The organism is Aliiroseovarius halocynthiae (genome assembly GCF_007004645.1).
Classification (GTDB): domain Bacteria; phylum Pseudomonadota; class Alphaproteobacteria; order Rhodobacterales; family Rhodobacteraceae; genus Aliiroseovarius; species Aliiroseovarius halocynthiae.
The window spans coordinates 249,398-260,636 of record NZ_ML660020.1 but is presented as its reverse complement, the minus strand read 5'-3'; the positions used below and the strand labels follow the sequence as shown (position 1 = coordinate 260,636).

Below are 11,239 nucleotides of genomic sequence, written 5' to 3'. Positions count from 1 at the left end.
ATGTTTTTGTGTCCTATAGGAAAGCCGGGAAAGGGGGGTGGGGTCAAGTCTTGGGTTTGCTGTGATGCAGTGGTTGATTTTGTATGCAATTGTATGCAATAAGCATTGTGCGAAATTGATGTTAGGTTTCAACATGCTGACCAACTTGCACCACGTACAACTTTCGATGCCCGCTGGTCAGGGAAAGAAAGCCCGCGCCTTCTATGGTGATGTGCTTGGGATGGATGAGGAACCAAAACCCGAGCCTTTGGCCAGCCGAGGAGGCGTCTGGTTTCAGCAGGGCGCTATCCGCCTGCATCTTGGTGTTGAAACGCCGTTCTCCCCCGCCCGCAAAGCACACCCTGCCATGTGCTGTGATCAAATCAATCGTCTGGCAGAAAGGCTGCTCGACGCTGGGTACGCGGTGCGCTGGGATGATAACCTGCCTGGAATGCGGCGGTTCTATACCGACGATCCATTTGGCAACCGGATCGAAATTCTATCGGCAGGATAACGCACTCTCTCTTTCGTCCAACCCGGTGCTGGTCTAACTTGGTCAGATGAGCAGCCAACCCCGATTCATCCACCTTCGCACCCATACGCAATACTCGCTTCTGGAAGGCGCAGTCCCGGTTAAGAAGTTGCCCGGCCTTTGTGCTGCGCATGATATGCCCGCAGTTGCCATGACGGACACGAACAACATGTTCGCGGCGTTGGAGTTTTCGGTCACTGCCGCAGACGAAGGTGTGCAGCCGATCATCGGATGTCAGGTTGATGTCTGCTTTGATCCTGCCGCGCCCGGCGAGGCGCTCAAAGCCCCCGCCGCTGTGGTTCTGCTGGCTCAGAACGAGGAAGGCTATGAAGGCCTGATGCGTCTGAACACCTGCCTTTATGTAGATAAGGACGGTGGGCTTCCTCAGGTCACATTGGAGGATCTCGAGGCCAACTCCGCCGGTGTCATCTGTCTGACCGGCGGTGCAGAAGGCCCAGTGGGTCAGTTCCTGCAAAACGGCCAGCGCGATAAGGCCGAGGCTCTGATGCGCCGCCTGCACACGGCCTATGGCGACCGCCTGTATGTCGAACTTCAGCGCCATCCGGGCGAGGGCGGCAAGCCCGCGGAACCCGAGCGTCTGACGGAACGTGGCTTTGTCGAAATGGCCTATGAGATGGGCATTCCGCTGGTTGCGACCAATGATGTCTATTTCCCCGCACAAAAACTTTACGAAGCCCATGATGCGCTGATTTGCATCAAGGAAGGCGCCTATGTGGACCAACAGGACGGCCGCCGCCGTCTGACGCCTCAGCACTATTTCAAAACGCCCGAAGAAATGATCACGCTGTTTGCGGATCTGCCCGAGGCGATTGAAAACACAGTGGAAATCTCAAAGCGCTGCGCCTTTATGGCCTATCGCCGGGATCCGATTTTGCCGAAATTCGCAGATGACGAAGTGGCCGAACTGCGTCGACAGGCTGAAGAAGGTCTGGAATATCGCCTTTCAATGATTCCGCATGCGGTCAGCGTCGAGGAATACAAAGAGCGGCTCGATTTTGAGCTGGGCATCATCGAAGGGATGGGCTTCCCCGGCTACTTCCTGATCGTTGCCGACTTTATCAAATGGGGCAAAGAACAGGGTATCCCGGTGGGGCCGGGCCGTGGCTCGGGTGCGGGCAGCCTTGTGGCCTATGCCCTGTTGATCACCGACCTCGATCCCTTGCGCTATTCACTGCTGTTCGAACGCTTCCTGAACCCTGAACGTGTATCGATGCCGGACTTCGACATCGACTTCTGCATGGACCGGCGCGAAGAAGTCATTCGCTACGTTCAAGAGAAGTATGGTCGCGACAAGGTGGGGCAGATCATCACCTTCGGTGCGCTTTTGTCGAAAGCCGCCGTGCGCGACGTGGGCCGCGTGTTGCAGATGCCATACGGGCAGGTGGATCGCCTGTCCAAGATGATCCCGGTCGAGGGCGTAAAGCCCGTTTCCATCGAGAAAGCGTTGAAAGACGAGCCCCGTCTGCGCGAAGAAGCCCGCGCGGAAGAGGTCGTCGACCGCCTTCTGACATACGGCCAACAGATCGAGGGGCTGCTGCGCAATGCCTCGACCCACGCGGCGGGTGTTGTGATCGGCGACCGACCGCTCGACGCGCTGGTCCCGCTCTATCAGGATCCGCGGTCGGACATGCCCGCGACACAGTTCAACATGAAATGGGTTGAACAAGCCGGGCTGGTGAAGTTCGACTTTCTGGGTCTGAAAACCCTGACCGTCATTCAGAATGCTGTGGATCTGATCCGGGGGCAGGGGCGTGACATCCATACGGGTCCGAATGGCGATCAACTCTACGATCCGCCCGAAGGCGCGGTGAATGAAATCAACGCCATCCCGCTGGATGACGAACCGACCTACAAACTTTACGCCGCCGCGAAAACCGTCGCCGTGTTCCAGGTGGAATCAACGGGCATGATGGACGCGCTGCGGCGCATGAAACCCACCTGTATCGAGGACATCGTGGCGCTGGTGGCGCTTTATCGTCCCGGCCCGATGGAGAACATCCCGACCTATTGCGAGGTCAAGAATGGCCAGCGCGAGATTGAATCCGTCCACCCCCTGATCGACCATATCCTTGAGGAAACTCAGGGTATTATCGTTTATCAGGAACAGGTTATGCAGATTGCGCAGGTCATGGCGGGCTATTCGCTTGGCGGCGCCGATCTGCTGCGCCGCGCGATGGGTAAGAAGATTAAAGAGGCGATGGACGCCGAACGCCCGAAGTTCGAAAAGGGTGCTGCCGAAAACGGCGTACCTGCCAAGAAGGCGTCGGAAGTTTTCGACCTTCTGGAAAAATTCGCCAACTACGGCTTCAACAAATCCCACGCCGCCGCCTACGCGGTGGTCAGCTATCAGACCGCGTGGCTGAAAGCCAACCACCCTGTCGAGTTCATGGCTGGCGTGATGAACTGCGATATTCACCTGACCGACAAGTTGTCAGTTTACGCCAACGAAGTACGGCGCGGCATGGATATCGAGATCGTGCCGCCCTGCGTGAACCGCTCGCTCGAAACTTTCAGCGTGAAGGACGGGAAGGTTGTCTATGGTCTGGGTGCATTGAAGAACGTGGGCATCGAGGCGATGAAACTGGTCGTCGAGGGTCGCAAAGTGGATGGCGTCGACAAGCCCTTCGCGACGCTCTTTGACTTCGCCCGTCGGGTTGACCTGAAACGCGTCGGTAAACGCCCGATGGAAATGCTGGCCCGTGCCGGCGCTTTCGATCAGCTCGACAAAAACCGCCGCCGCATCTTTGACAGCCTTGATGGTTTGGTCAGCTACTCGGCCGCGATCTTCGAGCAGCGCGCGTCTAATCAGGTATCTCTGTTTGGCGAAGCTGGCGACGACCTGCCCGAACCGCGCCTGTCCCCCGTGGGCGACTGGCTACCCAGCGAACGGCTGGCGGAAGAACAGAAGGCCATTGGCTTCTATCTGTCCGGCCACCCACTGGACGACTACATGGCCGCGCTGAAGCGTAAACAGGTACTATCCCTGCAAGAGCTTGAAAAGAAATCTGAACGTGGGGCTATGGTGGCGAAGCTTGCTGGCACCGTCGCTGGCCGGCAGGAGCGTAAATCTGCGCGGGGCAATCGCTTTGCCTTCGCTCAGCTAACTGACCCCACCGGACAATACGAGGTCACGATTTTCTCGGACGTTTTGGAGAAATGCCGCGATCATCTGGAAACCGGTGCCAATGTCGTTGTGACGGTCGAAGCCACTATGGAGGCTGATCAGCTTAAACTTCTCGCTCGCTCGATCTCGCCCATCGACAATGTGGTGTCAGATGTGGGGGGGATGGCGTTGAAACTGTATCTGGAAAGCGCAGCAGCGCTGCCGCAGGTGGCTTCGGTATTGCAAAATGCTACCCAAAATGCGCGGAATGCCCGGCCTGGCGAAGTCTCGGTCTGCCTGATGGATCCTAGCCTACCTGGCGAGGTTGAAATGACATTGGGTCAATCCTTCCCGTTGAACCCGCTGGTTAAAGGTGCGCTGAAGTCGCTGAATGACGTGATGGATGTAGAAGAGGTCTAGGGGCTTTGCCCCTCGGCCTTCGGCCTCACCCCAGGATATTTTAACAAGAAAAACGCGCACTGGTCTTTTTCTTGTTAAAAATATCCCCGCCGGAGACCTCGAACCTGCCGAGCGAAGCGAGGCTACCCCCAACCTGATGCGCCCGTCAGGGCAAATCGGGGCGGGAGCAGTCGGCATCAGTAATGCGGTGGGCGCTCGTCTCCAAGGATAACGCCACCTGTTCCAGCGCTTTCGCGCTGGGCTTCGCGCTCCATCAACATTTTCACGCGGTGGGTCATTTTTGACAACTCGGTGTCCTGACGGGCGACGACCTCGTTCAACTCCTCAATCTGACGGGTCAGGTGGGCGATGGTCTCTTCCAATTGGGTTATGCGATCTTGGGTCATGGACGCGTGATAGCGTGGCAGGCCGATCGCGCCTAGCGAAATCCGCAAATGGTGACGATTGCGCGGGAATTTGTGAAGAAACACAGGCTTTCCTTGCCCCGGGCGGCCCCATCCGCTAGACCGCCCGCGATACTATTGTGAACCGGGACCAGACATGGCCAAGCAGAAAAAACAGCCCCGCCCCAAGGCAATCACGCCCAAGGGATTTCGCGACTATTTCGGAGCGGAAGTCGACGAGCGTAAACATATGCTCGACCAGATTGCGGCGGTGTATCATCGCTATGGCTTTGACGCGCTGGAAAGCTCGGCAGTGGAAACGGTCGAGGCGTTGGGCAAGTTCCTGCCGGATGTGGATCGCCCGAACGAGGGCGTCTTCGCGTGGCAGGAGTTCGATGAAAAAGATAATGGCGATTGGATGGCGCTCCGCTATGACCTGACCGCGCCTTTGGCCCGCGTCTATGCGCAGCACCGCAATGATCTGCCGACGCCTTATCGACGCTATGCGATGGGTCCGGTTTGGCGCAATGAAAAACCCGGTCCGGGACGGTTTCGTCAGTTTTATCAATGTGATGCGGACACCGTGGGCACGGCCTCGATGGCGGCGGATGCCGAGATCTGCGCCATGCTGGCCGACACGCTCGAAACCGTCGGCATCCCGCGTGGCGACTATCTGGTGCGGGTGAACAACCGCAAAGTTATGAATGGCGTGCTGGAGGTCATGGGCGTGGGCGAAGGTCCCGAACGTGACGCGGTTCTGCGGACCATCGACAAGTTCGATAAGGTCGGTGAAGCGGGGGTGCGCGAGCTGTTGGGCAAGGGGCGTCTGGATGCCTCGGGCGCGTATATCGACGGCGTGGGCCTGTCGGATGAACAGGCAGAACCGGTGCTTGCGTTCCTGACCTCGAAAGGTGCAACCGCCGACGAAACGCTGACCAATTTGCGCGCCGCCGTGGGTGAAAGCGCAATTGGTGCGGAAGGCATCGCCGAGATGGAGCAGATCGCCGATCTTCTGGCCGCACAGGGCTACGGCCCCGACCGGATCGAGATTGACCCGTCCGTCGTGCGCGGTCTGGGCTATTATACCGGTCCTGTGTTCGAGGCCGAGCTGACCTTCGAAATCCAAGATGAAAAGGGCCGCCCGCGTCAGTTCGGTTCGGTCGCAGGTGGTGGGCGATATGACGATCTGGTCAAGCGCTTTACCGGGCAGGCTGTGCCTGCGACGGGCGTCTCGATCGGTGTCGACCGCCTTCTGGCCGCGCTGCGTGCCAAGGGCCGGATGGGCGGCAAGGCTGTTGGGCCGGTCGTCGTTACCGTGATGGATAAGTCGCGGCTGGCAGATTATCAGGCAATGGTTTCGGACCTGCGCAATGCGGGCATCCGGGCCGAGGTCTATCTGGGCAATCCCAAGAACTTCGGCAACCAGTTGAAATACGCCGACAAGCGCAACTCGCCCGTCGCGGTGATTGCCGGGTCGGATGAGTTCGACGGGGGCAAGATTCAGATCAAGGATCTGGTGCTGGGGGCCAAGATCTCCGAAAGCGCCACGCTTGAAGAGTGGAAAGAACGCCCCAGCCAGTTCGAATGCGACCGTGCAGACATGGTCACAAAGGTCCGCGAAATCATCGAGGCTTCTGATGGCTGACAAGGCACAGATTCGGTCTGAAGCTGCGCGCCTGATGGCATTCTTTGAAGCCAAAGGTGCCACCGCAGTCGAAGCGGACATCCTGCAACCCGCAGGCACGCTTCTGGACCTTTATGGTGAAGATATTCGGGGCCGCGCCTTCGTGACCCAAGACCCCATCCGGGGCGAAGCGATGCTGCGCCCCGACTTCACTGTGCCTGTTGTGCAGATGCATATGGCCGATGGGGCTGAACCTGCCCGCTATACTTATATGGGCGAGGTTTTCCGGGCTCAGGAAGAAGCCGCGCACCGGGCCGCCGAGAACTTTCAGGTGGGGTACGAGGTCTTTGACCGCGACGCCCCCATCGAAGCAGATGCCGAGGTTTTTGCCCTGATCCAAGAGGCGCTCGCCCCTCTGTCATTGCGTGCCGCCACAGGCGATATGGGGCTGCTTTTGGCTGCCGTTCGCGGTTTGAAAACCACGGATCGTCGCAAGGCTGCATTGTTGCGCCATGTCTGGCGCCCTCGTCGGTTCCGTGCGCTTCTGGATCGGTTCGCCGGACGTGCGCCGCTGCCCGAGGGCCGCGAGGCAATGCTGGCCAAAGAAGACCCGATGCAGGATGCTGGCCCTCAGATTGGGTTGCGCTCGGCTTCTGAAATCGCCGACCGCATCGCGGCGTTGTGTGAAGATGCCGCCGCCGCGCCGATTTCGGCGCAAGAGGTCGAGCTGCTGGACGATCTTCTTGCCTTGCGTGAGACCACGGTAAATGTACTGGAGCATCTGCGCGACATTGCCGTCGACATGCCTGCCATTGCCGATGCCGTGGATCGTTTGGAAACCCGCGCCGAAGCCTTGGCCAAACGCGGTGTGGATGTCGGGCATCTGGATTTCGAAGGCAGCTATGGTCGCACTTCGATGGAATATTATGACGGGTTTGTTTTCGGCTTCTACGCTGAAACCCGCCCCGATCTGCCCCCGGTGGCCACAGGTGGGCGCTATGACGCGCTGACCCGCGTTCTGGGGCGTGCAAAAGGGCACGAGATCCCCGCCGTCGGAGGCGTCATTCGCCCCGAGATCGTGTTGGAATTGACCGCAGGGGGTGACGCATGACCCTAAAGATTGGTGTGCCCTCAAAAGGTCGTCTGATGGAAAAGACCTTTGACTGGTTCGGCGCCCGTGGTGTCGAGCTGGCCCGCACGGGGTCGGACCGCGAGTATTCGGCTTCGGTGAACGGGATCGACGGGATTGAGTTGGTGTTGTTGTCAGCGGGCGAAATTCCGCGCGAACTGGCCGCAGGGCGCATTCATATGGGCGTCACCGGGTCCGACCTTGTGCGCGAAAAACTGGGGGGATGGCAGGACAAAGTGTCAGAGCTGGCGTTGATGGGCTTTGGCCATGCTGATCTGATCATCGCGGTGCCGAAATGCTGGGTGGATGTGAACACGTTGGACGATCTGGACGCCGCCGCCGCCGCCTTCCGTGCCAAGCATGGATTCCGTTTGCGCATCGCGACCAAGTTCCACCGCCTGATCCGCGATCACCTGCGCGACCATGGCGTGGCGGATTATCAGCTGGTGGACAGCCAGGGTGCGACCGAAGGTACGGTGAAGAATGAAACTGCGGAAGCTGTGGCTGACATCACGTCGACCGGGGAAACTCTGCGTGCCAATCACCTGAAGATCCTAGCTGGGAAACCGGTACACAAATCGCAAGCGACTTTATTCAAGTCGCGCAATGCCGACTGGAACGAAGATACACGTGCCACGTTGAATGCGCTGACAGAAAAACTTGGGCTTCGGGCCTAAGTCAGGCCATCGGCCCAAGCGCCAGCTTCATCCAATTGCGCAGCGGGTCCATAGCTTGCAATTCTCTTGCGATGATATCCGGCGCATCTGGCCCCATGATTTCATCCTGCGCGACGTGATCGTTCCACCAGACGATCCCCTTGCGCCGCAGTAAATCGCCCTGCGGATGATCCGCTGCCCACGCAAGCGGGATGCGCTTCAACTCTGGCTCGGACAATCGCAGCCCAGCTGCCTCGGCGTTGGCGTGCAGCTCTTGCAGGATTTCCCCCTGAGGTCCCGCAACGGTCTCGCGCCAATGCGCTAAAGCCTCGCGTTCAAACGCAAAGCGCCCGAACCCCACAACAAGATGATCTGTCTGTAACCCGACCATCCAGCTGGCCCCGGTTTGGGCGTCGACCAACCCGATATGGATATGCGTGTTATAGGGTGTCTTGTCCTTGGAAAACCGAAGATCCCGATGCATTCGAAAGACACGCGTTTTCACATCCGTCCCATAGGTCGTCGCAAGCCTTTGGTTCAGCGCATCCGAAAATTGCGCTGCAGGCGTCTTTACATGGGTCACATAGCGCGACTTGTTGGCTTGGAACCAGTCGCGGCTGTTGTTCTTTGACAGGTCGCGAAGAAACAACAGGGTTTCACCGCTGAACCACGTCATGATGCCGGGTCGACCGGATCCGAAAACCCTGCCGCCTTGTGGCTGCCGTCACAGAAGGGCTTGTTCTGAGATGCCCCGCAGCGACATAGGAAGGCTTTGCCGACCGTTCCAATCCTGCGCCCAGTGCCAGAGCAGAGTTCGAGATTGCCATCAATCACAAGCGGACCATCTGGTCGGCGCGAGACATCTGTTGGGCCACCCGCCTCGCTTGTCTCGGGCGGCGTGGTTGGATCTGGCTCTCCAGTTGCCACGAACCCGCCTTCCACGTGGCTATAGTCGCAATAAGGTTTGTTCTTCGACAGCCCACAGCGGCACAGGGCGACGCGTGTTTCTCGATCGTGCCCCTCGACGCCGACATCGCCGGCCAAAACCAATGGACCGTTTTCAAGCACCGCAAGCCGGTTGATCTTGGGCGCGCGCTCTTCAACGCCCGCATTCCGGCGAAACGCCAATGCCCCCGATGGGCAGGTGCGGATCATCGCAGCGACTTCTTCGGCGCTGGCATTGTCTGGCTGGACCCACGGGCGTTTTGTTGGGTCAAACACCTCGGGCAGTTGCAGAAAACAGTTGCGCGCATGAATGCAGCGCTTCAGGTCGAATGTGACAGTAATGTCCTGTCCGGCATACTCTTTAAGTTTCATGGCTGGCTCCCTCGCTGGCTTCTTTCAGCCTAGCCCAGCCCCGCGAATTCACAAAATCACGAAAAAAGGCGCCGGTTTCCCAACGCCTTGCTTTTCTTGTCATCAATATCCCGGGGTAGAGCGCAGCCGCAGGCTTCGCTCAAGGGGCAGAGCCCCTCAGGCTCACATCGTGAGCCACCGAAACAGCCTAGCGCTTGCGCGAGCGCAGGAAGCCCGTGATGTCATAGGCACGATCCAGAATGGGTTGGGCAATCGCCTCGGCCTTGTCGGCGCCTTCGCCCAGAATGCGGTCAATCTCGGCCTTGTCGTTCATCAGCCGCGACATCTCGGACGAGATCGGGGCCAATTTCTCAACGGCAAGATCTGCAAGAGCAGGCTTGAACTTGCCCCAGCCCGCGCCCGCATATTCCGCGATCACCTGTTCGTTTGTCAGACCCGACAAGCCCGCATAGATGTCCACAAGGTTCTTCGCCTCGGGGCGATCTTTCAGGCCGTCCAACGTCTCGGGCAGAGGCTCGGGATCGGTTTTGGCCTTCTTGAACTTCTTGGCAATCTTGTCTGCATCATCAGTCATATTGATGCGTTCCATGTCGCTTTCACCCGATTTCGACATCTTCTTGGTGCCGTCGCGCAGGTTCATAACGCGCGTGGCCGGACCTTCGATGATCGGCTCGGGTTGCGGGAAGAAATCTTCGGCCTTGAAGTCGTGGTTGAACTTCGCAGCGATGTCGCGCGTCAGCTCCACGTGCTGCTTCTGATCCTCGCCCACCGGCACGTGGGTCGCATGATACAGCAGAATGTCAGCCGCCATCAGTGACGGGTAGGCATAAAGCCCAAGCGAGCTTTGCTCGGCGTTCTTACCTGCTTTGTCCTTGAACTGGGTCATCCGGTTCATCCAACCCACGCGGGCCACACAGTTGAACAACCACGCAAGCTCGGTATGCGCCGCAACCTGACTTTGGTTGAACAGGATCGACTGGCTGGGATCAATGCCCGCAGCCAGAAAGCCCGCGGCCACTTCGCGGGTCGCATCGGTCAGCTCTTTCGGGTCTTGCCAGACGGTGATGGCATGCAGGTCGACGACACAGTAAATGGTCTCGAAATCCTGTGCCTGCATGTCCACGAAACGCTTGATGGCGCCAAGGTAGTTGCCCAGCGTCAGCCCGCCCGAGGGTTTGATCCCCGAAAATACGCGCGGCGTGTGATTGGTCATGTGTGTACTCCGTCTGGAATTCTGTGCTCATGTCGATTACCTAGCTGGGCAGAGACCGTCAAGGAAAGCCCGGATAAACGCGGGCAAAGGAGCAGCCAGTGACCCATCCGCATGATGAAAACCCCATTAATCCCCTGCCGCCAGTGGTTATCGCGCTGTCAGTCTTTTTGGTGGGGGTCGAGCTGGTGTTCGTGGCGGGTAATTCCGGCCTGATTGGCGGGCCCGAGGCCGCTGGCTGGCGTATTACCATGATCGAGAACTGGGGATTTCGCGAGCCGCTTTTTGCATGGATGATTGAAAACGGACGCTTTCTGCCCGGCGAGCTTGTGCGCTTTGTCACCTATCCTTTCCTGCATCTCAGCTTTACCCATCTTCTGTTTGTGCTCGTGTTCCTGCTGGCCTTGGGAAAAATGGTGGGCGAGGTGTTTTCGGCCTTTGCGTTTCTGGTCGTCTTCTTTGGATCGGCCATTGCGGGCGCGCTGGCCTATTGGCTGGTCTGGGACACCGGTGTCGTCCTGTTTGGCGGCTATCCAGCGGTTTATGGATTGATCGGGGCGTACACGTTTATTTTGTGGGCCGAGCTTGGCGCGCGTGGGGCCAGTCAGGTGTCAGCCTTTCGTTTGATCGCATTTTTGCTGGGCATACAGCTGATCTTTAGCCTGCTGTTTGGTGCCGGTTTGAACTGGGTTTCTGAGGTTGCTGGGTTTGTCTCGGGATTTGGTCTGAGCTTTCTGGTCAGTCCCGGGGGCTGGGCGCGGGTTGTACAGCGGTTACGTCAGCGATAGGGCTTAAGGTGGCTCACGTTGTGAGCCTTTAAGGGGCTTTGCCCCTCACGCCGCTGGCGCTCACCCCAGGATATTTA

General features: G+C 58.6%; 10 protein-coding genes. 6 read left to right on the top strand and 4 right to left on the bottom strand.

Annotated features, from left to right (window positions below):
• Positions 1-64 precede the first annotated feature (64 nt).
• Together FIL88_RS10220 and dnaE are read left to right on the top strand one after the other, a co-directional pair.
• Positions 65-493, top strand: a complete 429-nt coding sequence (locus FIL88_RS10220; RefSeq protein WP_246066681.1) for a VOC family protein — start codon at positions 65-67, stop codon at positions 491-493.
• 46 nt (positions 494-539) lie between these two features.
• Positions 540-4,055, top strand: a complete 3,516-nt coding sequence (dnaE, locus tag FIL88_RS10215; protein WP_142853750.1) for a DNA polymerase III subunit alpha — start codon at positions 540-542, stop codon at positions 4,053-4,055.
• Between the two features lie 176 nt (positions 4,056-4,231).
• Here the strand turns inward: dnaE and FIL88_RS10210 are convergent, their stop codons facing one another.
• A complete protein-coding gene (locus FIL88_RS10210; protein ID WP_407642364.1) occupies positions 4,232-4,441 on the bottom strand; it encodes a SlyX family protein in 210 nt (69 codons plus the stop codon).
• Between the two features lie 154 nt (positions 4,442-4,595).
• On the opposite strand from FIL88_RS10210, the gene hisS reads away from it, so the two are divergent.
• Genes hisS through hisG form a run of 3 tightly spaced genes read left to right on the top strand, consistent with a single transcriptional unit; the run spans position 4,596 to position 7,868 of the window.
• Positions 4,596-6,083 (top strand): histidine--tRNA ligase, encoded by a 1,488-nt coding sequence (gene hisS, locus FIL88_RS10205; protein WP_142853749.1) that lies wholly within the window; start codon positions 4,596-4,598, stop codon positions 6,081-6,083.
• Complete coding sequence (locus FIL88_RS10200) at positions 6,076-7,173, top strand: ATP phosphoribosyltransferase regulatory subunit (RefSeq protein ID WP_142853748.1); 1,098 nt, start codon at positions 6,076-6,078, stop codon at positions 7,171-7,173. Before hisS ends, FIL88_RS10200 begins: the two co-directional genes overlap by 8 nt.
• Positions 7,170-7,868: an ATP phosphoribosyltransferase gene (gene hisG / locus FIL88_RS10195; RefSeq protein ID WP_142853747.1), complete on the top strand. Its 699-nt coding sequence runs from the start codon at positions 7,170-7,172 to the stop codon at positions 7,866-7,868. The genes FIL88_RS10200 and hisG overlap by 4 nt, the downstream gene beginning before the upstream one ends.
• Before the next feature lies 1 nt (position 7,869).
• Here hisG and FIL88_RS10190 read toward each other — a convergent pair whose 3' ends face one another.
• The 3 genes from FIL88_RS10190 to trpS all read right to left on the bottom strand — a co-directional run bounded on the left by FIL88_RS10190 (position 7,870) and on the right by trpS (position 10,377).
• Complete coding sequence (locus tag FIL88_RS10190) at positions 7,870-8,523, bottom strand: TIGR02453 family protein (protein ID WP_142853746.1); 654 nt, start codon at positions 8,521-8,523, stop codon at positions 7,870-7,872.
• On the bottom strand, positions 8,520-9,164 hold the full coding sequence (locus FIL88_RS10185; RefSeq protein ID WP_142853745.1) for a CDGSH iron-sulfur domain-containing protein: 645 nt from the start codon (positions 9,162-9,164) through the stop codon (positions 8,520-8,522). The genes FIL88_RS10190 and FIL88_RS10185 overlap by 4 nt, the downstream gene beginning before the upstream one ends.
• 187 nt (positions 9,165-9,351) lie before the next feature.
• Positions 9,352-10,377, bottom strand: a complete 1,026-nt coding sequence (gene trpS, locus FIL88_RS10180) for a tryptophan--tRNA ligase (protein ID WP_142853744.1) — start codon at positions 10,375-10,377, stop codon at positions 9,352-9,354.
• 98 nt (positions 10,378-10,475) lie between these two features.
• On the opposite strand from trpS, the gene FIL88_RS10175 reads away from it, so the two are divergent.
• Positions 10,476-11,162, top strand: coding sequence for a rhomboid family intramembrane serine protease (locus FIL88_RS10175; protein ID WP_142853743.1), 687 nt, complete (start codon positions 10,476-10,478; stop codon positions 11,160-11,162).
• Positions 11,163-11,239: the final 77 nt, after the last annotated feature.

Coding starts and splice junctions, on each gene's coding strand:
- FIL88_RS10220 (WP_246066681.1), top strand. CDS start 65: ATGCAGTGGTTGATTTTGTATGCAATTGTATGCAATAAGCATTGTGCG.
- dnaE (WP_142853750.1), top strand. CDS start 540: ATGAGCAGCCAACCCCGATTCATCCACCTTCGCACCCATACGCAATAC.
- FIL88_RS10210 (WP_407642364.1), bottom strand. CDS start 4,441: ATGACCCAAGATCGCATAACCCAATTGGAAGAGACCATCGCCCACCTG.
- hisS (WP_142853749.1), top strand. CDS start 4,596: ATGGCCAAGCAGAAAAAACAGCCCCGCCCCAAGGCAATCACGCCCAAG.
- FIL88_RS10200 (WP_142853748.1), top strand. CDS start 6,076: ATGGCTGACAAGGCACAGATTCGGTCTGAAGCTGCGCGCCTGATGGCA.
- hisG (WP_142853747.1), top strand. CDS start 7,170: ATGACCCTAAAGATTGGTGTGCCCTCAAAAGGTCGTCTGATGGAAAAG.
- FIL88_RS10190 (WP_142853746.1), bottom strand. CDS start 8,523: ATGACGTGGTTCAGCGGTGAAACCCTGTTGTTTCTTCGCGACCTGTCA.
- FIL88_RS10185 (WP_142853745.1), bottom strand. CDS start 9,164: ATGAAACTTAAAGAGTATGCCGGACAGGACATTACTGTCACATTCGAC.
- trpS (WP_142853744.1), bottom strand. CDS start 10,377: ATGACCAATCACACGCCGCGCGTATTTTCGGGGATCAAACCCTCGGGC.